Consider the following 25201-nt stretch of genomic DNA (forward strand, 5'->3'; position numbering starts at 1 on the left):
TCCTTGGAGGACGTTAATTCGTACTCTAAGCGCTCGATTTTCTCAATAATTTTTTCATAGAGAGCGGCGTCGATAACATCCTGAGATGGATCGATTACCTCAGGCAGCCTTTCGCTTTTCTGCTCTCTCGACCCGGTTTCTGTATTCATCTAGCATATCCTCATCGGATATGATCTCGTTCTCACCGGGAACATATTTCTTCGCCCACGCCCCACCAGACCAATGCGTATTTCGAATTAACTCGCCAGCAGACTTTTGTGCAAGAATGCCGCAAGCCTCCTTTAGCAATTCTGCCTCAGGTGTGCCGTTTATGTCGGGGGCCGACCAAAAGACCGTCTCTGGTATTGGTTTTGCTCCGAATCCTTTCAACTGGCGGTAAAGACTAGGGGCTACTGGGCCGTAGTCCCAAGCCTCAAAGTCAATATCTACCAGTTTAGATCCAGTGCGACCCAATTGCACGACCTGAGCAATGTACAGAATTTTCTGGATTGTAAGATTGGTGGCGTTCCATCCGCTGCAGTGAGCAATGAATTTCGCGGCGCTGGCAGAACTAACAGTCATCACCCCCACCTCTCGTTTGCGGCCTTGCGGGCAATCGCTGACCGTTCCTCGGCCGTCAATTTCTGCGCGCGAGCCTTCGCCCCAGCCTTGCCGGACTTGGTGCGGTTCGACTTCTTGTTGTCTTCGATCTCGCCGGTCGCGATTTTGCCGACCATTACCGCAAGGGCGATGGTGTCCGCTGGCCTTCTCTGGCCTTGTGGTCCTTTTGGCATGTAAATCTCCGTTCGAATCAGGCCGAACGTCCCCAACGAGATATGGGGACACGTTACACAAACGATACCATAGCCGCAACGCCCATGCGCGAGGCTTGTTCCGATCATTGGCCCAAGATGTTACGATGGAGTTATGGCGTGGGTGAGACATATTCAAGGCCCGCCAATTTCAAAATGATGCACTACCGCCTTGTCACCTCTCATCCCAACATTTTCGTGCTGTCGAACCGTTACATCTATGGCCTGCGACTGGTCGGCGGAATCGCGGCCGGGCTGTCGGGCATCGCCGCGGCGCGCTTCATCATCCTCAACGCCATCTCGTCGGTAGTCTGGGCGGCACTGTTCTGCACTGTCGGTTATGTCTTCGGACTGGGCGCGGAGCACATCGTCGGCCAGGCGCTGGCCCGCCACGAGCGGTTGCTGATCGCTCTGGCAATCGGCCTCGTTGCGGCCATCCTCGGCTGGCTCGCGGCCCATATCGTCGCCAAGAAGGAACTCCACAAGGGAAGCTGATCGTCAATCAATGCCGAGCGCACGATCACCCTTCTCGAGGATCAGCGGAATGATCAGGTCTTCCTCGTCGGCAAGATGCCGGGTCAACATGGCGATCAGCCGGCTGTTCTCGTCAGCATAGGCATCGGCGGCGAAACGCTGTTTGTCTTCGCTCTCCTGAAGCGTGCGGATGAAGGCATTTGCCGCCTGGCCATTGCGCTCCAGTCCCTCATGGATTGTGTGGTGATCGGCATCCAGGATTTCGAAGCCGCGCTTCAGACGGGTCTCGGCCTTGGCGAAGACCGGGAAATAATGATGGTCCTCGACATTGTGGTGGCCGTCGAGATTGCCGAGGAAATGGTTGAGGCGCGGCGCGAACCAGCGCGCGAATTCCTGCGCGTTCAGCCTGCCATCCCGATAATCGCCAATACCACTGGTGAGCATGCCGCCAAGCTCGCGGAACATGTCGTGCCGCTGCAGCCACATATTGGCTATGCCGTGGATGTTGGCATGCGCCTGCCAGACCTCGCGTGGAAATTTTTCAACCAGCCAGCGAAGATCGTCCGGCAGGCCCTCCCGTTCGAGCAGCAGAAATCCGGCGGTATCGGCCATATCGGTTTCCTCAGACCATGATCCCGAAAAGTGGTACCGGTCTTCCAAAGATCATGGTCAAAACGAGAAATGCAGTGACGGCATGTAGTGTCTGAAACCTCAGATCGGTACCCCGAGGATCCGCTCGATGACGGCGACGCCCCAGACGCCGGCAGCGATCACCACCGAAATCAGCACCGCCAGCGAACCGCAATCCTTGGCCAGTTGGATATCGATGTTGAATTCGCGGCTGAACGCGTCGCATGCCGCCTCGATGCCGGTGTTCAACACCTCGATCATGATCATGAGCAGAACCGCGCCGATCAGCAACGCATAGCCGCGCCACGATTCCGAAAGGAACCAGCCGAGCGGCAAGGCAAGCACGAGCAGTGTCAGCTCCAGCTGGAAGGCCTCCTCGCCGGCGGCCAGTTTGCGAAACGCCCGCACCGAATTGTAAAAAGCGTCGATCAGCCGCTGCATGCCAAAACCCTTCGGAATCACCGGCAGGGGATTAGCGCAATGGCTGGACCAAGGGAATAAGGCGACCCCTTCAAAAATCAGTCGCCTGCCACCTTGATCGACGGTGTCGACTTCTCGAACTGCGGCAGCCCGTCATCGATGGCGTAATAATCGCCCTTGTCGCCGACGAAGATATGGCATTCTCCTTGAAGCCCGGTTGGCGCGTCGAACAGCCCTGCCATGACCGAAACATAGCCGTCATCGCTCGGCTTCCAGAACAGCAGAGAGCCGCATGTCTTGCAGAAGCCGCGCCTGGCGAACGGAGAAGCCTCGTACCAGGTGATGCTCTCCGCGCCGGTGATTGTGATGTCGCGGTCGGCAACATTGGTCGCCGAATAAAAATGCCCGCTCTGCTTCCGGCACTGCGAGCAATGGCAGTAGACGACACCGCGTAGCGGTCCTCGTGTCTGGAACCGCACTGCCCCGCACAAGCATGATCCGCTGTGACTGTCAGCCATGTCGGCCTCCCGATGCAATTTGCCATCGCCTGGCAGGATTCCAGTTTTGCGCGCGTTAGGCACGAGCAAACGCGACACCGGCGGGATTGAATAGAAAAAGCGCCGGTTTTCGCCCGGCGCTTCTTCAATGACATCACAGTTCAGATCGTATCAGCCATTGACGGCCTGCTTGTGCTGCACCGGATGGGTCTTCTTGAGCAGATCGGAGACCAGGAACGCCAACTCGATCGCCTGGTCGGCGTTGAGGCGCGGATCGCAATGGGTGTGGTAGCGATCCTGCAGCTCTTCGGCGGTGATGGCGCGGGCGCCACCGGTGCATTCCGTGACGTTCTTGCCGGTCATCTCGACATGGATGCCGCCCGGATGCGTGCCTTCGGCGCGATGCACCTCGAAGAAGGTCTGCACCTCCTTCAGGATGCGGTCGAACGGCCGTGTCTTGTAGCCGGCGGCCTCGATGGTGTTGCCATGCATCGGGTCGGACGACCACACCACGCTGCGGCCTTCCTTCTGCACCGCGCGCACCAGCTTCGGCAGGTGGTCAGCAACCTTGTCGGAACCGAAACGCGCGATCAGCGTCAGCCGTCCCGGCTCGTTCTCCGGATTGAGCAGGTCGATGAGCTGCAAGAGGCCTTCCGGCGTCAGCGACGGGCCACATTTCAGGCCGAGCGGGTTCTTGATACCACGGCAATATTCGACATGGGCATGGTCGGGCTGGCGCGTGCGATCGCCGATCCAGATCATGTGGCCGGAGGTGGCGTACCAGTCGCCGGAGGTCGAATCGACGCGGGTCAGCGCCTCCTCATAACCGAGCAGCAACGCTTCGTGGCTGGTGTAGAAATCGGTCTCGCGCAGCGCGTAATTGGTCTCCGAGGTGATGCCGACGGCCTTCATGAAGTCCATCGTCTCGGTGATGCGGTTGGCGAGCGATTCATATTTTTCGCCTTGCGGGCTGTCGGAGACGAAGCCGAGCATCCATTGATGCACGTTCTCCAGGCTGGCGTAGCCGCCCTGGGCGAAGGCACGCAACAGGTTGAGCGTTGCCGCCGACTGGCGGTACGCCATCTCCTGTCTTGCAGGATCGGGAATGCGCGACTTGGCATCGAACTCGATGCCATTGATGATGTCGCCGCGATAGCTCGGCAGCGTCACACCGCCCTTGGTCTCATTGTCGGACGAGCGCGGCTTGGCGAACTGGCCGGCGACACGGCCGACCTTCACCACCGGCTGGGCGCCGGCGAAGGTCAGCACCACCGACATCTGCAAGAAGACGCGGAAGAAGTCGCGGATATTGTCGGCGCCATGTTCGGCGAAGCTCTCGGCGCAATCGCCGCCCTGCAGAAGGAATGCGTCACCGGCAGCGACGGCTGCAAGCTGCTTCTTCAGCTTGCGTGCCTCACCTGCAAAAACCAACGGCGGAAACGTGGCAAGCTGGGCTTCCGTGTTCCTCAGCGCGGCAAGATCCGGATAGGCAGGAACCTGCTGGATCGGCTTAGCTCTCCACGAATTCGGCGACCATTTCGTCATCGAAGCACCTAACGCTCTTTCACACGGACGCCATCGCCCGCCAATCCGCCCCATATGGGGTCGCGGCTCCATACACGAAGCCGATTTCCTATTCTAGACCGGAAGTGGTCGCGTGGCGAATGAGCACGGCACGGCGAAAGTGCCGGTGCGGTTGTGCCCAGAGCACCACCGACGCGCTGCTACGCCGCCTTCTCCACCAGCCGCGCCAGCTGCGTCATGACAACCGCTGAGCCAGCCAGCCGCTTCTCGGGCGTCGCCCAGTCACGGCTGAAGACGACGCTCTGGTCGGGTCGGATCTTGGCCAGCGAGCCTTGTTCGCCGATGAGCTTGACCAGCCCGACCGGATTGGCGAATTCCCGCTTGCGGAAATGGATGACGACGCCTTTCGGCCCGGCGTCGAGCTTCTCCACGTTGGCCTTGCGGCAAAGCGCCTTGATGAAGACGATCTTCAACAGATGCTTTACCTCTTCCGGCAGCGGCCCGAACCGGTCGATCAGCTCGGCGCCGAAAGCATCGATCTCTTCCGTATTTTCGAGATCGCCAAGACGGCGATAGAGCGCCAGCCTGAGCTGCAGATCCGGGACGTAGCTTTCCGGGATCATCACCGCCGTGCCGACGGCGATCTGCGGCGACCAGCCGCCGTCCTGCACCTCGCCGGAATCCTTCACTTCGGCCACCGCCTCCTCCAGCATCTGCTGGTAGAGCTCGAAACCGACCTCCTTGATGTGGCCCGACTGCTCTTCGCCAAGCAGATTGCCGGCGCCGCGGATATCGAGGTCGTGGCTGGCCAGCTGGAAACCGGCGCCTAGCGTATCGAGCGACTGCAGCACTTTCAGCCGACGCTCGGCTGTATCGGTTAGCTTGCGGTTGGCGGGCAGCGTGAACAGCGCATAGGCGCGCACCTTCGAACGGCCGACGCGGCCACGCAACTGATAGAGCTGCGACAGGCCGAACATGTCGGCGCGATGCACGATCAGCGTGTTGGCGGTCGGTATATCGAGGCCGGATTCGACGATTGTGGTCGACAAAAGCACGTCGTACTGGCCGTCATAAAAGGCATTCATGATATCGTCGAGCTCGCCGGGCGGCATCTGGCCATGGGCCACCGCCACTTTCAGCTCAGGTACAGATTCGCGCAGAAAATCATGGATTTCCGCGAGATCGCTGATGCGCGGTACGACGTAGAAGGAATGGCCGCCGCGGTAGCGTTCTCTGAGCAGCGTCTCGCGGATGACCAGCGGATCGAAGGGCGAGATGAAGGTGCGCACCGCCAGGCGGTCGACCGGCGGCGTAGCGATCAGCGACAACTCGCGCACGCCGGTCAAGGCAAGCTGCAGCGTGCGTGGGATCGGCGTCGCCGACAAAGTCAGAACGTGGACGTCGGTCTTGAGATCCTTCAGCCGCTCCTTGTGCTTGACGCCGAAATGCTGCTCCTCATCGATGATCAGCAGACCAAGATTCTTGAACGAGATCGAGGAGCCGAGCAGTGCATGCGTGCCGACGACGATGTCGATCTGGCCTTCGGCGACGCCCCTCTTGGTCTCGGCCAGTTCCTTGGCGCCGACCAGCCGCGAGGCCTGGGCGACGCGGATCGGCAGGCCGGAGAAGCGCTGCGAGAAAGTCTTGAAATGCTGGCGCGACAACAATGTCGTCGGCACCACTATGGCCACCTGAAAGCCTTCCATCGCCCCAATGAAGGCGGCGCGAAGTGCAACTTCGGTCTTGCCGAAGCCGACGTCACCGCAGATCAGCCGGTCCATCGGCTTTCCGGCGCCTAGATCATCCATGACTGAATCGATCGCGGTCTGCTGGTCATCGGTCTCCTCATAGGGAAAACGCGCTGCAAACTCGCCATAGAGGCCTTCCGCCGGCACCAGCGCCGGTGCTGCCCGCATTTGCCGCTCGGCGGCAATGCGGATCAGCTGCCCGGCCATGTCGAGCAGGCGCTTCTTCAGCCGCGCCTTGCGCGATTGCCAGGCGCCACCGCCAAGCTTGTCGAGCGTCGCCTCGGCCGAATCCGAGCCATAGCGCGACAGCAGCTCGATGTTTTCCACCGGCAAGAATAGCCGATCGTCGCCGGCATAGTGGATCTCGAGGCAATCGTGAGGCGCACCAACCGCCTCGATGGTGCGCAACCCGATGAAACGGCCAATGCCATGGTCGGCATGGACGACGATATCGCCTGACGACAAGGCCGAAGCCTCGGCGATAAAGTCGGACGCACGCTTCTTGCGCTTCGAGCGCCGGATCAGCCGGTCGCCGAGAATGTCCTGCTCGGCGACGACGACCAGTTTCTCTGTCTCGAAGCCGGATTCGAGCGGCAGCACGGCCAGTCCCGCCTGCCCCGGCTCAAGCTTTTCGGCTTCGGCAAGCGTCGCCACCGGCTTCAGATTGCCAAGGTGATGCTCGACCAGGATCTGGCCGAGCCGGTCGAGCGAACCTTCAGTCCAGCCGGCGACGATGACGCGGCGGCGTCCAGCGCGCTCGTCGGAAATGTGTTTGACGACGACGTCGAAAACGTTGGCGTTAGGATCGGCGCGTTCCTCGACGAAGCTGCGGCCGTGGCGCGAGCCGGCATGGAACACCTTTTTCGCGCCGGCATCGGGCGCGTCGAAGGCCGTGAAATCTATCGCCTCGCGCGGGCCAAGCGAGGCAATCAGGTTCTCGGGCGACAGATAGAGCAGATCCGGCGGCACCGGCTTGTAGGGCACCGCGTCCTTCAAGGCGCCGTCGGCCTGTTTTTTGCGCGCCTCGTAATGATCGAGAATCAGCGTATGCCGCTCGGCCAGTGCCTCATGCGCCAGATGGTCGAAAACCACAGGCGCATCCGGCAGGTAATCGAACACGGTTTCCAGCCGCTCATAGAAGAACGGCAGCCAGTGCTCCATGCCGGCAAACCGCCTGCCCTCGCTGACCGCCGCATAGAGCCCATCGTCGCGGGAGGGCGCGCCAAAGGCTTCGATGTAGGCGCGGCGGAAGCGGCTGATAGTTTCCGGCGTCAGCGCCACCTCGCTCATCGCCTGCAGCGCCATCGATTTGCGTTGGCCGATGGTGCGCTGGGTTGCGGTGTCGAAGACGCGGATCGATTCCAGCGTATCGCCGAAGAAATCGAGGCGCAGTGCCTCCGTCCAGCCGGGCGCGAAGAGATCGAGAATGCCGCCGCGCACCGCAAATTCGCCGATGCCGCGCACCGTCGGCACTCGCTCGAAGCCGGAATTCTCCAGCCGCGACACCAGCACGTTCATGTCTATCTGGTTGCCGGGTTTGGCGTGGAAGGTCTGCGCCTCGACGAGTTCAGCCGGTGGAATGCGTTGCAAAAGCGCATTCGCGGTGGTGAGGACGACGGCGCGGTGCGGCTTTTTCGCCAGCGCAATCATTGCGGCCAGTGCGTCGAGCCGCCTTGCGGCGGCATCGGCGCCGGGCGAGACGCGGTCGTAAGGCAGGCAGTCCCAGGCCGGCAGTTCCAGCACCGGCAGGCCCGGCGCGGCAAAGGCAAGCGCCTCGACGATCGCCGGCAGGCGCTGGCCGTCGCGCGCCACGAACAGCACCGGCTTGTCGGGGGCGATCTCGCGCGCAGCCTGCACCAGCGCAAAGGCTTCGTAGCCGTCGGCGACGCCATCGACGATGAACTGGCCGGCGCGGCCTTTCGGCAGACCGATCGTAGGGATAAGGCTCATGGCTACACGTTGTTCAGAAGGTCATCTCCCGGCGCGAAGCCAGGATTTTTTGCAGGACGGCACAGTCGATATCCGCCGGAACCGGGCGTTCGCCAGTGACGAGAGGCAGGAATTCGGTGTCGGGAATGTCGAGGAGCCTCTCATATTGGTCGATTTCGTCGCCGGTCAAGGCGCCGATCTCGGCGTCGGCGAAGCTGCCGAGTATAAGGTCCATCTCGCGCATGCCGCGGTGCCACGAACGAAACAGAAGCTTGCGGCGGCGGGCATCGAGCCCCTCGCTTGATCGTTTCGTTCCGGTCATCTTGCAACATCCTTGCCCAGGCGGCGCATATAGCGTGGATAGAAGGCGGTGTCAGCCTTGCGCTACAGTCGCCGCAACATAAGCTGACATCATGCGTCCCTCCCTCCTCGATCCGCTGTTTGTCCCGATCACCTCGCTTGCCGGGGTCGGGCCAAAAGTTGGCGCCCTGATCGAAAAAGTCGTAGCAGCCGACCTCGGCGACCGGGCCGCGCGCGCCGGGGATCTCTTGTTCGTGCTGCCGCATACTGTCATCGACCGCCGCAACCGGCCTGGCATCGCCGGCTCGGCGGAAGGCGCCATCGTTACGCTCGACGTCCGCATCGATCGCCACCAGCCGCCGCCACGCGGCAACAGGTCGGTCCCGTACCGGGTCTACGCCCATGACGACACCGGCGAGATCGCGCTGACCTTCTTCCATGCCCATGCCGCCTATCTCGAAAAAGCAATGCCCGCAGGCGAGCATGTCGTCGTCTCCGGCCGCATGGAATGGTTCAACGGCCGCCCGACCATGGTTCACCCCGACCATATCGCACTTGCCGGCGACGCGGAAAACCTGCCGCTGGTCGAGCCGGTCTATCCGCTGACCGCCGGGCTCTCGGGCAAGGTGCTGCGCCGGGCCATCGGCCAGGCGCTGGCCCGCCTGCCGGTGCTGCCCGAATGGCAGGACGGTGAGTTCCGGCGCCGCCACGCCTTTCCTGCTTTTAGCGATGCGCTCAACCGCATCCACAATCCTGCCGACCCGATCGACGTCTCTGTCGACGGCGCAGCGTGGCGGCGCCTTGCCTATGACGAGTTCTTGGCCGGCCAGGTATCGCTGGCGCTGGTGCGGGCCAAGGTCCGCCGATTATCTGGCCGGCCACTCGTCGGCGACGGCCGCATAGTCGAACAACTGCGCGTGGCACTCCCCTATTCGCTGACCATGTCGCAGGAAATGGCGCTTGCCGAAATCAACGCCGATCTCGGTGACCCCGAACGCATGCTGCGCCTTTTGCAGGGCGATGTCGGCTCCGGCAAGACGGTGGTCGCGCTGCTTGCCATGGCGCGTGCCGTCGAGGCCGGCGGCCAGGCGGCATTGATGGCGCCGACCGAAATCCTGGCGCGCCAGCATCTGGCAACGATTGCGCCGTTGGCGGAACGGGCCGGCCTGCGTGTCGCCGTCCTCACAGGTCGCGAAAAGGGCCGCGAGCGTGCCGACACGCTGACCGGGCTAGCCAATGGTGACATCGACATCGTCGTCGGCACCCATGCGCTGTTCCAGGAAACGGTGACGTTCCGTGATCTCGTGTTCGCCGTCATCGACGAGCAGCACCGTTTCGGCGTCCACCAGCGCCTTGCCATTACCGCCAAGGGCGATGCGCCCGACATGCTGGTGATGACAGCAACGCCGATACCGCGGACGCTGGTGCTGACTGCATTCGGCGACATGGATGTGTCGAAGCTGACGGAAAAGCCGGCCGGCCGCCAGCCGATCCGCACCGTCACCTTGCCGCTTGAACGGCTCGACGAACTGATCGGACGCATGCTCGACGCCGTCGCCGATGGCCAGAAAATCTACTGGATCTGTCCGCTGGTCGAGGAATCCGAGGAGATCAAGCTGATGTCGGCCGAGGACCGTTTTGCCTCGCTGAAGCCGCTGTTCGGCGACCGCATCGGCCTGGTGCACGGCCGCATGAAAGGCACCGACAAAGACGAGGCGATGCGCGCCTTCAAGCAGGGTGACACCCGTATCCTGATCGCCACCACAGTGATCGAGGTCGGCGTCGATGTGCCTGATGCGACAATCATGGTTATCGAGCATGCCGAGCGTTTTGGCCTTACCCAGTTGCACCAATTGCGCGGCCGGGTCGGGCGTGGCGACAAGCCTTCATCGTGCGTGCTGCTCTACAAGGATCCGCTCGGCGAGACGGCAAAACGCCGTTTGTCGGTAATGCGCGAGACCGAGGACGGCTTCCGTATCGCCGAAGAGGATCTGAAGCTGCGCGGCGAAGGCGAGTTGCTCGGCACCCGCCAGTCCGGCACGCCGGGCTTCCAGGTGGCGCGCATCGAGGCGCATGCCGACCTGCTCGAGGCCGCTCGCGACGATGCGCGGCTGATCCTGTCGCGCGATCCGGAATTGCAGTCCGATCGCGGCACGGCGCTGCGCCTGTTGCTCTATCTGTTCGGCCGCGAGGAGGCCGTGCGGCTCCTGCGTGCCGGCTGAGGCATCGTGTCGAGCGGAGGATTGGCAAGCGCGCCGTGGATCTGCTCGCCGTTCACCGTCACTATTTTGACCGCCGGCGCCACCAAGCCGGCCGACACGATCAGCTTGGCTCCGTCCTCGATTGTCATGTCGAGCAGCACAATGTCGGATTTCGGCACATACATCAGAAAGCCTGTCGTCGGGTTGGGCGTACATGGCATGAATACGGCAATCAGCGGATCGCCTTCCCGGTCGAGCTTCTGGTTGATCTCGGTTTCCTTCTCGCTGGCGACGAAGACCAGGGACCAGACCCCTTTGCGCGGATATTCGACCAACCCGACCTGGCGGAACATGTCGCCCTTGTTCGACAGCACGGTCTCGAAAATCTGCTTCAGCGAACGGTAGATGCCGCGCACCAGCGGCATGCGGCCAAGCAGGCGCTCGCCGAAGTTGACGATGGCGCGGCCAACGATATTGGCGGTCATAAAGCCGATGAAGGTGATGAGGATCAAGGCAACGATCAGCCCAAAACCCGGCACTGGAAACGGCAGGTAGGTGTCCGGATTGTAGCGTACCGGAATGTAGGGTTTCACCCAGGAATCGACCCAGCCGATCAGCGACCAGGCAATGTAGGCAGTAATCGCCAGCGGCGCGCAAACGACGAAGCCGGTCAGGAAATAGTTTCTCAGCCGGGTCATGCCTGAGGTCTTGAGAGCATCCGACATGGTTCACCGCAGCGTGTGTTTGCAGCGCGACACTACTGAACCCCAAGGCGCTTTGGAATGGCGAAGTTTTTAAACGAGACCTATTCCACCGTTACCGATTTCGCCAGGTTGCGAGGCTGGTCGACATCCGTGCCCATGAACACGGCGGTGAAATAGGCGAGCATCTGGATCGGCAGCGCGTAGATGATCGGCGAGATGATTTCCGGCACGTCCGGCAAAACGATCGTCTCCATCGTCTTCACCGTAGCGTGTGCGGCGCCCTTGCTGTCGGTGATCAGGATGATCTTGCCGCCGCGTGCCGCGACCTCCTGCATGTTCGACACGGTCTTTTCGAAGATGCGGTCATGCGGCGCGATGACGATGACGGGCATGTTCTCGTCGATCAGCGCGATCGGGCCGTGTTTCAACTCGCCGGCAGCATAGCCTTCGGCATGGATGTAGGAGATCTCCTTGAGCTTCAGCGCACCTTCCATGGCCAGCGGAAAATTGGTGTCACGGCCGAGATAAAGCACATTCTTGTAGTGCGAGAGGTCGCGCGCGACCTTTTCGATCTGCCCGTCGAGCTTTAGCACCTGGTTCGCATAACGCGGCGCTTCCGACAGCTCGCGTATCAGCGTTTTCTCCTGCTCCTGCGAAATCGTTCCGCGCGCCACGCCCGCCCGCACCGCCAGCGAGGCCAGCACGGAAAGCTGGCAGGTGAACGCCTTGGTCGAAGCGACGCCGATCTCCGGGCCGGCCAACGTCGGCAGGATGACGTCGGATTCGCGCGCCATGGTCGATTCGCGCACATTGACGACCGCGCCGATCTTCATGCCGGCCTTGCGGCAGTAGCGCAGCGACGCCAGCGTGTCGGCGGTCTCACCCGATTGCGAGATGAAGAAAGCGGCATCGTTCTTCGACAGCGGCATCTCGCGGTAGCGGAACTCCGAAGCGACATCGATGTCGACCGGCAGCCGCGCATAGCGCTCGAACCAGTATTTGCTGATCAGCCCGGCGAGATAGGCGGTGCCGCAGGCCGAGATCGCCAGCCGGTCGATCTTGGCGAAATCGAACGGCAGGTCGAGCGGCTTCGAGACGCCGCTGACGAAATCAACATAATGCGCCAGCGTGTGCGAGATCACTTCCGGCTGCTCATGGATTTCCTTTTCCATGAAATGGCGGCGGTTGCCTTTGTCGACCATGAAGCTCGTGCTGAGCGACTGTTGGCGTTTGCGGTCGACCTTGTTGCCGCCCATGTCGAAGATATCGACCTCGTTGCGGCGCACCACCGCCCAGTCGCCGTCTTCCAGATAGGTGATCGAATTGGTGAAAGGGGCAAGCGCAATGGCGTCGGAGCCAAGGAACATCTGGCCGTCGCCATGACCGACCGCGAGCGGCGGGCCATTGCGCGCGCCGACGATCAGATCCTCGTCGCCCTTGAACATGATGGCGAGCGCAAAGGCGCCTTCCAGCCGCTTCAGCGCCTTGTGCGCCGCCTCAACCGGCTTCAGCCCCTTGGCCAGTTCGCGCGCCACCAGATGAGCGACGACTTCGGTATCGGTCTGCGAGGCGAAGCTGTAGCCGTCGCGCATCAGCTCGTCGCGCAATTCGGCGAAATTCTCGATGATGCCGTTATGGACGATGGCGACGCCGTCGGAAAAATGCGGATGCGCATTGCTCTCGTTCGGAACGCCATGTGTGGCCCAGCGCGTGTGGCCGATGCCGATCATGCCGTCGAGCGGTTCGTCCTTCAGCCGGCGCTCGAGATTGACCAGCTTGCCCTCGGCACGGCGGCGGTCAAGCCTGCCGTGCTCGATCGTGGCGACGCCGGCCGAGTCATAGCCGCGATATTCGAGCCTTTTCAGCGCATCGACGATAAGCGGCGCGACCGGCGAGTTACCGACAATTCCAACGATACCGCACATGGCGCTTGCCCCCGATTCCGACCTCAAACCCGGCGCTATTTAGAGACTGCCGGGCTGTCGCGAAAAATCACATTCCATTTCGTCCGGTATCAGCCGGACTATCCTGCACAGATGCACCATGACAGGGCGCACTTGCAATCCGGTTACTGCAATTGCTCAGTTTCTCCGCTTATGTATCCTATCTCGGCTCAACGGCTCCAGAAATCAGTCAAAGACATGATGCGGCTATGAACGAACGAATTGACACGGTGACGCTTTGGCGTCCGGTTGGGCCCCGCGAACTGGAGTTGATCCAGAGGGCAGGGATGCGCGCCTTTCCTCCTCGACTTGCCGATCAGCCAATCTTCTATCCGGCCACCAGCGAGGCCTATGCCACCCAGATCGCCCGAGACTGGAATGTGCCCGCGAGCGGATCAGGTTTCGTGACGCGTTTCGAGGTGCGTCGCAGCTTTCTGGACCGTTACAGCGTCCAGCATGCCGGCAGCCGGGCGCATCTGGAATACTGGATCCCGGCCGAAGACCTGTCGGCCTTCAACGATGCAATCGTTGGCGAAATCGAGCTTGTCGCCGAGTTCCGCTAGTCTACCCTTTTTTGCGGGCCGCCGCGGCCTGAGAAAAACGCTCTCGCAACTCCTTGCCCTTGCCGGGTAGAGTCCGCTGGCGGGCGCGGCCGAAGGCCAGCGCATCGTCGGGTACGCTTTCGGTGATGACGCTGCCCGAGGCGATGTAGCCGCCCTTGCCGATCGACACCGGCGCCACCAGCGAGGAGTTTGAGCCGATGAAGGCACCTTCGCCGATATCGGTGAAGAATTTCGAATAGCCGTCATAATTGCAGGTGATGGTGCCGGCGCCGATATTGGCACCGGCGCCGATGCGGGCATCGCCGATATAGGTCAGATGGTTGACCTTCGCGCCCTCCTCGACGATCGCCTGCTTCACCTCGCAGAAATTGCCGACCTTGGCCTTGTTTCTCAGATCGGCCCCGGGCCGCAGCCGCGCGAACGGCCCGACATCGCAATTCGACGCGATGGTGGCGCCTTCGATATGGCTGAAGGCATGGATCTTGGCCCCCGTGGCGATTTTCACGCCCGGCCCGAACCAGACATTGGGTTCGACGATCGTATCGGCGCCGATCTCGGTGTCGTGCGAGAAGAACACGGTTTCGGGCGCGATCAGCGTAACGCCAGAAAGCATCGCCTCGCGCCGGCGGCGCTGCTGCCAGATATCTTCCGCCTGGGCAAGCTCGGCACGGTTGTTAATGCCGAGCGCGTTCTCGAAACTGGCTTCGGTGGCTACGACATCAAGTCCCTGCGCAGCGGCGATCTCGACGATGTCGGTGAGATAATACTCGCCCTTGGCGTTCTTGCTGCCGACTTGATCGAGCAGATTCAGCGCGTGCCTGCCGGCGACCGCCATCAGCCCGCCATTGCAGAAGGTGATTTTCTTCTCCTCGTCCGAGCAGTCCTTCTCCTCGCGGATGGCCACGAGCTTGCCGGCCTTTTCGATAAGCCGGCCGTAGCCCGAAGGATTTTCCGTACGGAAGCCGACCACGACGACGGCCGCACCTTCCGCCAGCTTCAGCCGCGCCGCCGCGAGCGCTTCCGGATCGATCAACGGCGTGTCGCCAAACATCACCAAGATGTCGTCATAACCTTTTGATATTGCTGCGCGTGCGGCAAGCACGGCGTGCGCGGTGCCGAGACGTTTTTCCTGGACGAAAGCCTCGGCCTTCGGCGCAAACTTGAGTGCCGCCTTGCGCATCTCATCGGCGCCATGGCCGATCACCAGCGCCAACTCGCCGCTGCCGGCGGCTTCGGCCGCCTTGACGACATGGGCAACCATCGGCAGGCCGGCGATTGTGTGCAGCACTTTCGGCACTACACTCTTCATGCGCGTGCCTTCGCCGGCGGCGAGGATGATGGACAGGCAGGTTCTCTGGCTCATGGGATGGCAACCGTTGAAAGGGGTCTGGAATCGAAGCGTTAGTAGCACTGGCGCCATGCTGCACCAATGCGGTTAAATTCCGGTGAGACGGTGGAACCTCCAACCCGCGACACGCTCAAGCCGATCGGCTCACGCGGCTTCCGCCTCGTTGCGTGATGCGAAACTGGAGGCTCGGCCACGGCCGTATTGCCGTGGCGAACAGTTCATGACCCGCTTGAAGGCTGTGCTGAAGGCGCTTTCGGATTCGTAGCCGAGCGAGAGCGCTATGACGGCGACGGGATCGCTGGAATTCGTCAGCCGGTCGCCGGCCAGCAGCATTCGCCAGCGCGTCAAATAGTCCATCGGCGACGCGCCAACCGTCTCCTTGAATCTGAGCGCAAAGGTCGATCGCGACATGCCGGCCCGTTCCGCCAGTTCCTGTAACGTCCAGCCATGCGCCGGATCGTCATGCATGGCGCTGATCGCCGCGCCGATCTGTTTGTCCGCGAGGGCAAAGAGCCAGCCGATGCCACCTTTCAATCCTTCCGAAAGATGCAGCCGCAGCGCCTGAACCAGCATCATGTGGGCGAGGTGCTGGATCATCAGAAAGCCGCCCGGCTGCGGCTCGCGCAGCTCCTGCATCATCCGCTCCACCGACCAGCGCAGCGCCGACTGGTCCGACTCTTTGCGGATATGCACAATGGCTGGCAGCATCCGCAACAGGATGCCGGCATGATTGCCGCCAAGCGCGAAGCGGCTGCTGACCAGAAAGAAATCACCACCGCCATTGTGGGTCACGACACCGCCGGCTCGCGCAGGCGGAAAAATCCTGACGGCTTCAACAGGCGTCAAGCTCATGTCGCTTGCAAGGCGGAAAGGCCGTCCACTCGGCAGCAGGAAGCAGTCTCCCGTCTCAAGGCGCACTGCGTCAGCAACGCCCTCCACAGATAGCCAGCACCGGCCGGAGACCACCGCTCCGGTCTTGATGCTTTGCTGCTGGTCGGGGAACTGGATCGACCATTCACCACCAGCATCGAAACCGGCCGACATATAGTTTCGCGGCTTCAGCAGCGAGAGCACATCTGAAAGGGGATCCACAGGTCATTCCGGACGATTGCGAAGATAATACGGACTTTACCGCATAGATCGTATTTTCTCAAGCGCCTATCACGACACAACTGCGCCGCGAAAATGGTCGTGGCCAGAAACGAACAAGGAGAAGTCGTGATGCGTGTTTTCGTTACCGGAGCGACCGGATTCGTCGGTTCTGCCGTCGTTCAAGAACTCATCGGCGCCGGCCATCAGGTGCTCGGCCTCGCCCGCTCGGCGGCGTCGGCCAAGTCGCTTGCAGCCACCGGAGCCGAGGTGCATCGAGGTGACCTCGAAGACCTCGAAAGCCTCAGCAGGGGCGCAGCGGCAGCTGATGGAGTGATCCATACCGGCTTCAACCACGACTTCTCGAAATTCGCGCAAAATTGCGAGATGGACCGGCGCGCCATCGAGGCCTTGGGCGGTGCACTCGAAGGCTCCGAGCGGCCCCTGCTCGTCACCTCCGGAACCGCGCTCCAGGCGCGGGGCCGTATCGCGACCGAGGAAGATGCGCCTGTCCCCTCTTCCGCTTCGTATCCCCGCGCCTCCGAAGCGACAGCCGCCGCGCTGGCGGCACGCGGCGTGCGCGCGTCGGTTGTGCGCCTTCCTCCATCGGTCCATGGCCAGGGCGACCACGCCTTCGTTCCTATTCTCATCGACCTCGCTCGCAAGAAGGGCGTGTCGGCCTATATCGGCGAAGGGCTCAATCGCTGGCCTGCCGTGCATCGGTTCGATGCCGCTCGCGTTTACCGGCTTGCGCTCGAGCATGGAGCCGATGGCGGGCGATATCACGCGATCGCCGAAGAAGGCGTGCCGTTCAAGGACGTCGCCGGCGTGATCGGCCGGCACCTGAACGTGCCGGTGGTCGCCAAGTCCGCGGAAGAAGCCGCCGATCATTTTGGCTGGTTCGCGATGTTCGCGGCGATGGATGTCCCGACCTCGAGCGAGCGGACTCGCGCGCTGCTGGGGTGGGCGCCGAGCGGACCCGGGCTCATCGCCGATATCGACCAGCCGGGCTATTTCGAAGGTGAATGGACCGCGTAGCTGCGGTGCCTTGCGCCGCAGCTACGGCCTCGCGCTTCGGCCGGGCGGCAAACCTATCCCAATTGCCCCAGCACCGGAAAATTCTCGAGCAACCAATAGGACACCGCCTGCACGCCGCCGGTCAGGAAAAACACGCCGGCGACCACCAGCAACGCGCCGATGGCCTTTTCGACGCGGCCGAGATGGACGCGGAATTTCCCGAGAAAGCGCATGAAGGCGCCTGAAAACAGCGCCGCAACGAGGAAGGGAATACCGAGGCCGAGCGAATAGGCGGCAAGCAGCAGCGCGCCCTCGCCCACCGTCTCGCGGCCGCCGGCAAGCGTCAGGATCGGCCCCAGCACCGGGCCGATACAGGGCGTCCAGCCAAAGGCGAAGGCCAGGCCCATTACGTAAGCGGCGATCAGGCTGGCCGGCTTGCCTTGTGACTGGAAGCGCGCCTCGCGTGAAAGCAAAGGGATGCGCAGTACGCCGAGGAAATTCAGCCCCATCAGGATGATCAGCACGCCGGCCGCCATTGCCAGCGGCTCCTGCCAGACTCGCAGCAGATGGCCGATGGTCGAGGCGCCGGCGCCGAGCGCGACGAAGACGGTCGAGAAGCCGAGCACGAAGGCGATGGAGGAATTAACCAGCGCGCCTCGCGCACCGGCCTTTGCCGTAATGCCGGCCTCGCCGCGGAAATCGTCGACCGACACGCCGGCCATATAGCACAGGTACGGTGGCACCAGCGGCAGCACGCAAGGCGACAGGAACGAAATCGCTCCCGCCCCGATCGCACTGACATAGCCGACGTCCAATGCCATTTCCGTCTCCCGATGACTGCGCAGCCATATAGCCGCGACAACAGCTGTCCGCCAATCACCATCGCGTGGCCCCATCACATTGGGTAGCAAGTCGACGCCCGCCCGGGAAGAAAGGGCAGCCAGGCAGCGTTGATCATACGAAGCTGCGTTGTTCCGCGCGCTTTTCGAATGATCCAGGGAGAAATCCATGAAAACGATCGCAACTGGCATGGCCGCGCTTTTGCTCGGCACTGCCGCATCCTTCGCCGCCGAGGCGTGGAAGGAAGCGGAGGTCGGCGGCACCAAGATCTACACCGACGCCAGCGGCATGACGCTCTACACCTACGACAAGGACGAGGCGGGCAAGTCGAACTGCTACGACAAATGCGCCGCCAATTGGCCGCCGCTGAAGGCTGACGCCAACGCCAAGGCCGAGGGCGAGTGGACGATCGTCGACCGCACCGACGGCACCAGGATGTGGGCCTACGAAGGTAAGCCGCTCTACACGTTCATCAAGGACAAGAAGGCCGGCGACGTGACCGGCGAGGGTGTCGGCGGCGTCTGGCATATCGCCAAGGCCGACTAGGCCTTGAGCTTCTGATCGGCTGTAACCGGCGGTAACACGGCTGGTCGCTGGGAACTCGACCCAACCGCCCCGGCGGCCAGCTTTTCAGCACGGTACTTCCTTGCGACTGTCCGAGCAAAATGCCGGGCTACCGATTGCGCGCTTCACAGCATCTGTTCAAGCAGGGCTGGCGCGTGCTCGATGTTTCTCTTATATCCGCGGGAGAGTTTGTCCCGTTCTCCAGGATCAATTGCCGGGCTTGTCCAGTGATAGGCTGGCCATTTCCCTTATCCAGGATTGCGGAAAATCGCATGGCGCGCCGCTGGGTTGCGCATTCGGTACAGGGCCGCATTTTGACTGCTTGGCCTTGACCGGATGCAAAAGCGCGGCCATGTGAGCGACACATTGAACGAGATTTCGTCGCGCGCAGCGGAATTCTTCTGCCGCATCACAACTGATATGAGACCGTATGGACGTCGTCGTCGTCGAATCGCCGGCCAAGGCGAAGACAATCAACAAATACCTCGGCAAGAACTACAAGGTTCTGGCCTCGTTCGGCCATGTCCGCGATCTGCCGGCCAAGGATGGCTCGGTGCGTCCGGATGAGGACTTTGCCATGTCCTGGGCCGTCGACACCGCGTCTGGAAAGCGTCTCGCCGATATTGCCAAGGCGGTCAAGGACGCCGACGGGCTGATCCTCGCCACCGATCCGGACCGCGAGGGCGAAGCGATCTCCTGGCATGTCCTGGAAGTGCTGAAGCAAAAGCGCGCGTTGAAGGACAAGCCGGTCAGCCGCGTCGTCTTCAACGCCATCACCAAGGCGTCCGTGCTGGAGGCGATGGCCAATCCGCGCCAGATCGACGCGCCGCTGGTCGATGCCTATCTCGCCCGCCGCGCGCTCGACTATCTCGTCGGCTTCACGCTGTCGCCCGTGCTGTGGCGCAAGCTGCCCGGCGCCCGCTCCGCCGGCCGCGTCCAGTCGGTGGCGCTGCGTCTGGTCTGCGACCGCGAATCCGAGATCGAGCGCTTCATCCGCGAGGAATACTGGCAGGTCGCCGCCATTCTCGGTACGCCGCGCAAGGAAAATTTCGAGGCGCGGCTGACCGCCTTCGAGCGCAAGAAGCTGCAAAAGCTCGACATTTCCAACAAGGCGCAGGCCGACGACATCAAAGCGATGCTCGAAGGCGCCAGCTTCAAGGCGGCGTCTGTCGAAGCGAAGCCGACCAAGCGCAATCCCGGGCCGCCCTTCACCACCTCGACGCTGCAGCAGGCAGCCTCATCGGGTCTCGGCTTTTCGGCCAACCGCACCATGCAGGTGGCGCAGCGGCTCTATGAGGGCATGGAGATCGGCGGTGAGACCACCGGCCTGATCACCTATATGCGGACCGATGGCGTGCAGATGGCACCGGAGGCGATCTCTGCCGCACGCGATGCGATTGCCAAGGAATTCGGCCCTAAATACCTGCCTGAAAAGCCGCGCTACTATTCCGCCAAGGCCAAGAATGCCCAGGAGGCGCACGAAGCGATCCGTCCGACCGATTTCATGCGCACGCCTGCTTCCGTCAAGCAGTATCTCGACGCCGACCAGGCGCGGCTTTACGAGATGATCTGGAAACGCGCCATCGCCAGCCAGATGCAGCCGGCCGAGATAGAGCGCACCACGGTCGAGATAGAGGCAGTCAACGGCCCGCGCACCGCCGAGCTTCGCGCTGTAGGCTCGGTTGTTCGCTTCGACGGCTTCCTTGCCGCTTACATCGAGCAGAAGGAAGAAGATTCGGAAGACGAGGAAAGCCGCCGCCTGCCCGAGATCCGTGCCGGCGAGCAGCTCACACGCGAGGCGATCAACGCCACCCAGCACACCACCGAGCCGCCGCCGCGTTATTCGGAAGCTTCGCTGATCAAGAAGCTGGAAGAGTTGGGCATCGGCCGGCCGTCGACTTATACGGCGATCCTGAAGACGCTCGAGGATCGTGACTATGTCACCATCGACAAGCGCAAGCTGGTGCCGCAGGCAAAGGGCCGGCTATTGTCGGCCTTCCTCGAAAGCTTCTTCGAGCGTTATGTCGAGTACGACTTCACCGCTTCGCTGGAGGAAAAGCTCGACGAGATTTCCGACGGCAAGCTCGCATGGAAGGACGTGCTGCGCGATTTCTGGAAGGATTTTTCCGGCGCCGTCGCCGACATCAAGGAGTTGCGCGTCACCGACGTCCTCGATGCATTGAACGAGGAACTGGCGCCGCTGGTCTTTCCCGCGCGGGAAGACGGTTCGAACCCGCGCATCTGTCCGAAATGCGGCACCGGCAACCTGTCGCTGAAGCTCGGCAAGTTCGGCGCCTTCGTTGGCTGTTCGAACTATCCCGAATGCTCCTTCACCCGCCAGCTCGGCGACGCCGCCAATCCCAATGGCGAGAACGGCGGTGGCGAAGACGGCACCAAAGTGCTCGGCAAGGACCCCTATACCGCCGAGGAGATCACGCTGCGCAATGGCCGGTTCGGCCCCTATATCCAGCGCGGCGACGGCAAGGATGCCAAGCGCTCCAGCCTGCCCAAGGGCTGGACTGTCGATTCGATCGATCACGAAAAAGCACTCGCCCTTTTGTCGCTGCCGCGCGACGTCGGCAAGCATCCGGAATCCGGCAAGATGATTTCGGCCGGGCTGGGGCGCTACGGGCCGTTCGTGCTGCATGACGGCACCTACGCCAATCTCGACAGCATCGAGGACGTGTTCTCGATCGGCCTCAATCGCGCCGTCTCCGTGATCGCCGAGAAGCAATTGAAGGGCAAAGGCGGCCGCAATGGCGGCACAGCCGCTGCGCTCAAGGAACTTGGCGAGCATCCTGCCGGCGGCGGCAAGATCGTCGTGCGCGACGGCAAATACGGGCCTTATGTGAATTTCGGCAAGGTCAATGCGACGCTGCCGAAGGGCAAGGATCCGCAATCGGTGACGATCGAGGATGCGGTGGCGCTCATTGCGGAAAAGGAAGCCAAGGGCGGCAATGGCCCCAGGAAGCCCTTCCGCAAAGCGGCCGCGCCTGCGAAGAAATCGGCTGCGGCCAAAAAACCGGCGGCCAGGAAAAAGGGATAGGACGGGTTGGCGCGCAAAGTCTCCGGAAGAAGCCACGGCGATCTGCGCACCGCCGATACCCGTGCCAAGGTCAGGGACAATTACCGGCCTTCACGCGACGAGATACTGCGTTACATCGCCGAAAATCCGGACCGCGCCGGAAAACGCGACATCGCCAAGGCGTTTGCGCTGCGCGGCGAAGACCGCATCTGGCTGAAGGACGTCTTGCGCGACCTGCAGGATGAAGGCCTGCTGACCAAGGAGCGCAAGCGGCTTGCCCGTGTCGGCGCCCTGCCCCACGTCGCGGTGCTCGACATCTTCGGCCGTGACGCCGACGGTGTGCTGCTGGCGCACCCGACCGAAGCGATCGGCAATGGCGAACCTCCGGTCATAGCGATCCGCGTGTCGCGCGGCGGCAATGGGCCGACGCCTGGCATCGGCGACCGCGTGCTGGCCAAGACCTTTCCGACCGACGATCCGGCAGGCCCGGCCTATACCGGCCGGGTGATGAAGATATTCGAGAAGCGCACCGATGCGGTTCTCGGCGTTTTCCGTGTGCTGAAGGACGGCACGTTCCGCATCGAGCCGGTGGAAAGGCGCCAGCCGGAGCTGGTCGTCGACAAGGAATTCCAGAACGGCGCCAAGAACGGCGACCTGGTCGAAGTCGAGCCGGCGCGGGCCTCGCGCTACGGGCTGCCGCGAGCCAAGGTTCTGGCGGTGTTGGGGTCGCTGACCAGCGAAAAGGCGGTCTCGATGATCGCCATCCATGCACACGACATTCCACATATTTTTCCCACCGACGTCATCGCCGAGGCGGAGGCGGTCAAGGCGGCGACGCTTGCCGGACGCGAGGATTGGCGCGAGCTGCCGCTGCTCACCATCGATCCGGCCGACGCCAAGGATCATGACGACGCGGTGTTCGCCATGCCCGACACCGACGAGAAGAACGCCGGCGGCGTGGTTGTCACCGTCGCCATTGCCGATGTCGCTGCATACGTGCGCTATGCCACGGCGCTCGATCGCGAAGCGCTGAAGCGCGGCAATTCGGTCTATTTTCCCGACCGCGTCGTACCGATGCTGCCGGAGCGCATCTCGAACGACCTCTGTTCACTGCGCGAGGGCCAGGATCGTCCGGCGATAGCGGTGCGTATGACTTTCTCGGCCGATGGCCACAAACTCAGACACTCCTTCCATCGCGTCATGATGAAGTCGGCGGCGAAACTCGCCTATCAGCAGGCGCAAGCGGCGATCGACGGCGCACCGGACGACACGACCGGCCCGATCCTCGATACGGTGCTGAAGCCGCTATGGGACGCCTACACGATCCTGAAGCGCGGCCGCGACACGCGCCAGCCGCTTGAGCTCGATCTGCCCGAGCGCAAGATCCTGCTCAAGCAGGACGGCACCGTCGACAAGGTCGTCGTGCCGGAGCGGCTCGACGCGCACAAGCTGATCGAAGAGTTCATGATCCAGGCCAATGTCGCCGCCGCCGAGACACTCGAGGCGAAGCGCCAGGCGCTGGTCTACCGCATCCACGATGCGCCCTCGCTCGCCAAGCAGGAATCGTTGCGTGAATTCCTGCAGACGCTCGGCCTGTCGCTGGCGCGCGGCGCGCAAATGCGGCCGAACCAGTTCAACGGCATCCTCGCTCGCGTGCGCGGCGCCGACAATGAGGGGCTCGTCAACGAAGTGGTGCTGCGCTCGCAGAGCCAGGCCGAATATTCGCCCGCCAATATCGGCCATTTCGGCCTCAACCTGAAGCGCTACGCGCATTTCACCTCGCCGATCCGCAGATATGCCGATCTGATCGTGCATCGCGGGCTGATTGCCGCACTCGGCCTTGGTCCGGGGGGCCTGACGCAGGACGAGGCGGAGCGGCTGGAAGAGGTCTCGGCGCTGATTTCGGCGACCGAGCGGCGCGCGATGGCCGCCGAGCGCGACACGGTCGACCGGCTGATCGCTGCCTATCTCGCCGAGCGCATCGACGACCGTTTCGACGCCCGCATCTCGGGCGTCACCAAATCGGGCCTGTTTGTCCAATTGCCGCAGTATGGCGCGGATGGCTTCATTCCGGTTTCAACCCTGGGCGGCGACTACTATATATACGACGAAACTGCTCGATCGCTTTTCGGAGAACGCACCGGCAAGGGCTATCAGCTTGCTGATCGCGTCGAGGTTCGCCTGATCGAGGTGGCGCCGATGGCCGGCGCGATGCGTTTCGAGATGCTGACCGAGCCAAAGCCGCTGCCCGGCTCCAAACGGTCGTTCCACAAGGCCAAAGGCCGCGCCCGGGCGTCGCAATCGCGTCCAGGCTCGCGCGGCAGGAGACGGTAATGCCAACAGAACTGCAGGTGGAAGAACGGATTTTCGGCGGCGAACATCACTCGGGCCGGACCGCCCGGCCGCTATGGACGGCAATGAAGCGCGGCATGCTCGGCCGCTGCCCGCATTGCGGCGAGGGCAAGCTGTTTCGCGCCTTCGTCAAAACCGTCGACAAATGCGATCATTGCGGCGAGGAACTTCACCACCATCGCGCCGACGACCTGCCGGCCTATCTTGTGGTGGTCATTGTCGGCCACATCGTGCTCGGCGCCTTCATGGGTGTCGAGGCAACCTCGACGCTGTCGACCTGGCAGCACATCGCCATCTGGGTGCCATTGACCATCATTCTCGCCGTCGTCCTGCTGCAGCCGGTCAAGGGCGCTGTCATCGGCCTGCAATGGGCGTTTTATATGCACGGCTTTGGCGGTGAAGAAGATCTGATCGAGTCGCATCCCGAGGCTTGAAACCGAGGCTGGCGCAATCGGCATGGCTGGACGCCACTTTCGCATCGGAGAAGATTCCGCTAGGTCGAGCGCATGGACGTTATGACCAAGGCGGAAGTCGACAAGGTTGAGCGGAACGCGCTCGAGGCCAAGCCTATACGCCCGCGCGACGCCGCGACGCTGATCCTGCTCGATCGCAAAAGCGACGAATTCCTGGTGCTGATGGGCCGGCGCCACGCCCGTCATGCCTTCATGCCGGGAAAATTCGTGTTTCCTGGCGGCCGCACAGATCCGGCCGACAGCCGCATCCCGATAGCCACCGCACTTCATCCCGAGGAAGAAGCGAGATTGACCGCTGGCATCGGTCGCACCAGCCCGGCTCGCGCCCGCGCCATTGCCTTGTCGGCAATCCGCGAAACCTATGAGGAGGCCGGCCTGCTGATCGGTCAAAAAGGCGTGTTCGCAACCGCCAGGCGCGACTGGCAGGGCTTTGTCGAACACGGCGTCATCCCATCACTGCAAGCGCTGCGCTTCGTCGCACGCGCCATCACCCCGCCCAACCGGGTGCGCCGCTTCGATACGCGCTTTCTCGCCGCATGGCGCGACGATGTCGCCGTGCAACTGCCGGATGGCGGTCCGACCGACGAGTTGGAAGACGTCGTTTGGCTGCCGCTGGCCAAGGCCCGGCAAGTCGATATTCCAGACATCACGCGCACGGTCCTGGAGGAGCTGGAAACCCGGCTCGTCCGGGATCCGCTGCTGAGCCCCGGCGGTCCCGTGCCGTTCTACCGGCTTGTCCGCAATCGCTTCGTCCGCGAAATTCTCTAGA

21 protein-coding genes and 1 pseudogene are annotated in these 25201 nt (G+C 62.5%); 9 read left to right on the forward strand and 13 right to left on the reverse strand.

Going from position 1 to position 25201, the window contains the following annotated elements:
- Nucleotides 1-99 precede the first annotated feature (99 nt).
- Nucleotides 100-561 (reverse strand): Panacea domain-containing protein, encoded by a 462-nt coding sequence (locus NKJ73_RS06700; protein WP_352568782.1) that lies wholly within the window; start codon nucleotides 559-561, stop codon nucleotides 100-102.
- Nucleotides 561-773: an RNA-binding protein gene (locus NKJ73_RS06705; protein WP_352568783.1), complete on the reverse strand. Its 213-nt coding sequence runs from the start codon at nucleotides 771-773 to the stop codon at nucleotides 561-563. The genes NKJ73_RS06700 and NKJ73_RS06705 overlap by 1 nt, the downstream gene beginning before the upstream one ends.
- A 183-nt stretch (nucleotides 774-956) precedes the next feature.
- Between NKJ73_RS06705 and NKJ73_RS06710 the strand changes: the two are divergent.
- A pseudogene (locus NKJ73_RS06710) lies at nucleotides 957-1286 on the forward strand (DedA family protein); the annotation flags it as partial.
- A 3-nt stretch (nucleotides 1287-1289) separates the two neighbouring features.
- On the opposite strand, the gene NKJ73_RS06715 reads toward NKJ73_RS06710, so the two are convergent.
- From NKJ73_RS06715 to NKJ73_RS06740, 6 genes are all read right to left on the reverse strand, one after another.
- Nucleotides 1290-1877, reverse strand: coding sequence for a hemerythrin domain-containing protein (locus tag NKJ73_RS06715; RefSeq protein WP_352568784.1), 588 nt, complete (start codon nucleotides 1875-1877; stop codon nucleotides 1290-1292).
- Between the two features lie 99 nt (nucleotides 1878-1976).
- Nucleotides 1977-2336: a diacylglycerol kinase gene (locus NKJ73_RS06720; protein ID WP_031212866.1), complete on the reverse strand. Its 360-nt coding sequence runs from the start codon at nucleotides 2334-2336 to the stop codon at nucleotides 1977-1979.
- 77 nt (nucleotides 2337-2413) lie between these two features.
- Complete coding sequence (locus NKJ73_RS06725) at nucleotides 2414-2833, reverse strand: GFA family protein (protein WP_352568785.1); 420 nt, start codon at nucleotides 2831-2833, stop codon at nucleotides 2414-2416.
- A gap of 150 nt (nucleotides 2834-2983) precedes the next feature.
- Complete coding sequence (locus NKJ73_RS06730; protein ID WP_352568786.1) at nucleotides 2984-4357, reverse strand: class II 3-deoxy-7-phosphoheptulonate synthase; 1374 nt, start codon at nucleotides 4355-4357, stop codon at nucleotides 2984-2986.
- Nucleotides 4358-4536: 179 nt separating this feature from the next.
- The gene (gene mfd, locus NKJ73_RS06735) at nucleotides 4537-8034 is read right to left on the reverse strand and encodes a transcription-repair coupling factor (RefSeq protein WP_352568787.1); all 3498 of its coding nucleotides are present in this window, start codon (nucleotides 8032-8034) and stop codon (nucleotides 4537-4539) included.
- 13 nt (nucleotides 8035-8047) lie between these two features.
- Nucleotides 8048-8335 carry an FAD assembly factor SdhE gene (locus tag NKJ73_RS06740; protein ID WP_023680023.1) on the reverse strand — a complete coding sequence of 96 codons (288 nt, stop codon included), beginning with the start codon at nucleotides 8333-8335 and terminating at the stop codon, nucleotides 8048-8050.
- A gap of 91 nt (nucleotides 8336-8426) precedes the next feature.
- Between NKJ73_RS06740 and recG the strand changes: the two genes are divergently transcribed.
- Entirely contained in the window at nucleotides 8427-10535 is a 2109-nt protein-coding gene (recG, locus tag NKJ73_RS06745) for an ATP-dependent DNA helicase RecG (RefSeq protein WP_352568788.1), read from the forward strand.
- Here the strand turns inward: recG and NKJ73_RS06750 are convergent.
- Together NKJ73_RS06750 and glmS are read right to left on the reverse strand one after the other, a co-directional pair.
- Nucleotides 10487-11239, reverse strand: coding sequence for a DUF502 domain-containing protein (locus tag NKJ73_RS06750; protein ID WP_352568789.1), 753 nt, complete (start codon nucleotides 11237-11239; stop codon nucleotides 10487-10489). The two genes, recG and NKJ73_RS06750, sit on opposite strands and share 49 nt — an antisense overlap.
- 80 nt (nucleotides 11240-11319) lie before the next feature.
- Entirely contained in the window at nucleotides 11320-13143 is a 1824-nt protein-coding gene (gene glmS / locus NKJ73_RS06755) for a glutamine--fructose-6-phosphate transaminase (isomerizing) (RefSeq protein WP_352455656.1), read from the reverse strand.
- A gap of 227 nt (nucleotides 13144-13370) precedes the next feature.
- Here glmS and NKJ73_RS06760 point away from each other — a divergent pair, with 227 nt between their 5' ends.
- Nucleotides 13371-13724, forward strand: a complete 354-nt coding sequence (locus NKJ73_RS06760; RefSeq protein ID WP_352568790.1) for an ADP-ribosylation/crystallin J1 — start codon at nucleotides 13371-13373, stop codon at nucleotides 13722-13724.
- Nucleotide 13725: 1 nt separating this feature from the next.
- On the opposite strand, the gene glmU is transcribed toward NKJ73_RS06760, so the two are convergent.
- Nucleotides 13726-15087: a bifunctional UDP-N-acetylglucosamine diphosphorylase/glucosamine-1-phosphate N-acetyltransferase GlmU gene (gene glmU / locus NKJ73_RS06765; RefSeq protein ID WP_352568792.1), complete on the reverse strand. Its 1362-nt coding sequence runs from the start codon at nucleotides 15085-15087 to the stop codon at nucleotides 13726-13728.
- Nucleotides 15088-15216: 129 nt separating this feature from the next.
- Complete coding sequence (locus NKJ73_RS06770) at nucleotides 15217-16164, reverse strand: AraC family transcriptional regulator (RefSeq protein ID WP_352568793.1); 948 nt, start codon at nucleotides 16162-16164, stop codon at nucleotides 15217-15219.
- Nucleotides 16165-16293: 129 nt separating this feature from the next.
- Between NKJ73_RS06770 and NKJ73_RS06775 the strand changes: the two genes are divergently transcribed.
- Nucleotides 16294-17199 carry an SDR family oxidoreductase gene (locus NKJ73_RS06775; protein WP_352568794.1) on the forward strand — a complete coding sequence of 302 codons (906 nt, stop codon included), beginning with the start codon at nucleotides 16294-16296 and terminating at the stop codon, nucleotides 17197-17199.
- A 53-nt stretch (nucleotides 17200-17252) separates the two neighbouring features.
- Here NKJ73_RS06775 and NKJ73_RS06780 read toward each other — a convergent pair whose 3' ends face one another.
- The gene (locus NKJ73_RS06780; RefSeq protein WP_031212847.1) at nucleotides 17253-17999 is read right to left on the reverse strand and encodes a cytochrome c biogenesis CcdA family protein; all 747 of its coding nucleotides are present in this window, start codon (nucleotides 17997-17999) and stop codon (nucleotides 17253-17255) included.
- 187 nt (nucleotides 18000-18186) lie between these two features.
- On the opposite strand from NKJ73_RS06780, the gene NKJ73_RS06785 reads away from it, so the two are divergent.
- From NKJ73_RS06785 to NKJ73_RS06805, 5 genes are all read left to right on the forward strand, one after another.
- Entirely contained in the window at nucleotides 18187-18564 is a 378-nt protein-coding gene (locus tag NKJ73_RS06785) for a COG4315 family predicted lipoprotein (RefSeq protein ID WP_352568795.1), read from the forward strand.
- A 448-nt stretch (nucleotides 18565-19012) separates the two neighbouring features.
- Entirely contained in the window at nucleotides 19013-21628 is a 2616-nt protein-coding gene (topA, locus tag NKJ73_RS06790) for a type I DNA topoisomerase (RefSeq protein WP_352568796.1), read from the forward strand.
- A gap of 6 nt (nucleotides 21629-21634) precedes the next feature.
- Nucleotides 21635-23941: a ribonuclease R gene (gene rnr / locus NKJ73_RS06795; protein ID WP_023679975.1), complete on the forward strand. Its 2307-nt coding sequence runs from the start codon at nucleotides 21635-21637 to the stop codon at nucleotides 23939-23941.
- On the forward strand, nucleotides 23941-24393 hold the full coding sequence (locus tag NKJ73_RS06800) for a DUF983 domain-containing protein (RefSeq protein ID WP_023679976.1): 453 nt from the start codon (nucleotides 23941-23943) through the stop codon (nucleotides 24391-24393). The genes rnr and NKJ73_RS06800 overlap by 1 nt, the downstream gene beginning before the upstream one ends.
- Nucleotides 24394-24465: 72 nt before the next feature.
- Nucleotides 24466-25200, forward strand: coding sequence for an NUDIX hydrolase (locus tag NKJ73_RS06805; protein ID WP_352568797.1), 735 nt, complete (start codon nucleotides 24466-24468; stop codon nucleotides 25198-25200).
- The last annotated feature ends 1 nt before the right edge of the window (nucleotide 25201 follow it).

Origin of the sequence: Mesorhizobium sp. M0074, from assembly GCF_040322975.1 — a bacterium.
Classification (GTDB): Bacteria; Pseudomonadota; Alphaproteobacteria; order Rhizobiales; family Rhizobiaceae; genus Mesorhizobium.

Excerpts from the sequence above, each read along its gene's own strand:
- NKJ73_RS06805 (WP_352568797.1), top strand. The coding sequence starts at position 24,466 with ATGGACGTTATGACCAAGGCGGAAGTCGACAAGGTTGAGCGGAACGCG.
- NKJ73_RS06800 (WP_023679976.1), top strand. The coding sequence starts at position 23,941 with ATGCCAACAGAACTGCAGGTGGAAGAACGGATTTTCGGCGGCGAACAT.
- NKJ73_RS06705 (WP_352568783.1), bottom strand. The coding sequence starts at position 773 with ATGCCAAAAGGACCACAAGGCCAGAGAAGGCCAGCGGACACCATCGCC.
- mfd (WP_352568787.1), bottom strand. The coding sequence starts at position 8,034 with ATGAGCCTTATCCCTACGATCGGTCTGCCGAAAGGCCGCGCCGGCCAG.
- glmS (WP_352455656.1), bottom strand. The coding sequence starts at position 13,143 with ATGTGCGGTATCGTTGGAATTGTCGGTAACTCGCCGGTCGCGCCGCTT.
- NKJ73_RS06785 (WP_352568795.1), top strand. The coding sequence starts at position 18,187 with ATGAAAACGATCGCAACTGGCATGGCCGCGCTTTTGCTCGGCACTGCC.
- topA (WP_352568796.1), top strand. The coding sequence starts at position 19,013 with ATGGACGTCGTCGTCGTCGAATCGCCGGCCAAGGCGAAGACAATCAAC.
- recG (WP_352568788.1), top strand. The coding sequence starts at position 8,427 with ATGCGTCCCTCCCTCCTCGATCCGCTGTTTGTCCCGATCACCTCGCTT.
- NKJ73_RS06740 (WP_023680023.1), bottom strand. The coding sequence starts at position 8,335 with ATGACCGGAACGAAACGATCAAGCGAGGGGCTCGATGCCCGCCGCCGC.
- NKJ73_RS06730 (WP_352568786.1), bottom strand. The coding sequence starts at position 4,357 with ATGACGAAATGGTCGCCGAATTCGTGGAGAGCTAAGCCGATCCAGCAG.
- NKJ73_RS06760 (WP_352568790.1), top strand. The coding sequence starts at position 13,371 with ATGAACGAACGAATTGACACGGTGACGCTTTGGCGTCCGGTTGGGCCC.
- NKJ73_RS06720 (WP_031212866.1), bottom strand. The coding sequence starts at position 2,336 with ATGCAGCGGCTGATCGACGCTTTTTACAATTCGGTGCGGGCGTTTCGC.
- glmU (WP_352568792.1), bottom strand. The coding sequence starts at position 15,087 with ATGAGCCAGAGAACCTGCCTGTCCATCATCCTCGCCGCCGGCGAAGGC.
- NKJ73_RS06775 (WP_352568794.1), top strand. The coding sequence starts at position 16,294 with ATGCGTGTTTTCGTTACCGGAGCGACCGGATTCGTCGGTTCTGCCGTC.
- NKJ73_RS06780 (WP_031212847.1), bottom strand. The coding sequence starts at position 17,999 with ATGGCATTGGACGTCGGCTATGTCAGTGCGATCGGGGCGGGAGCGATT.
- NKJ73_RS06715 (WP_352568784.1), bottom strand. The coding sequence starts at position 1,877 with ATGGCCGATACCGCCGGATTTCTGCTGCTCGAACGGGAGGGCCTGCCG.
- NKJ73_RS06725 (WP_352568785.1), bottom strand. The coding sequence starts at position 2,833 with ATGGCTGACAGTCACAGCGGATCATGCTTGTGCGGGGCAGTGCGGTTC.
- NKJ73_RS06700 (WP_352568782.1), bottom strand. The coding sequence starts at position 561 with ATGACTGTTAGTTCTGCCAGCGCCGCGAAATTCATTGCTCACTGCAGC.
- NKJ73_RS06750 (WP_352568789.1), bottom strand. The coding sequence starts at position 11,239 with ATGTCGGATGCTCTCAAGACCTCAGGCATGACCCGGCTGAGAAACTAT.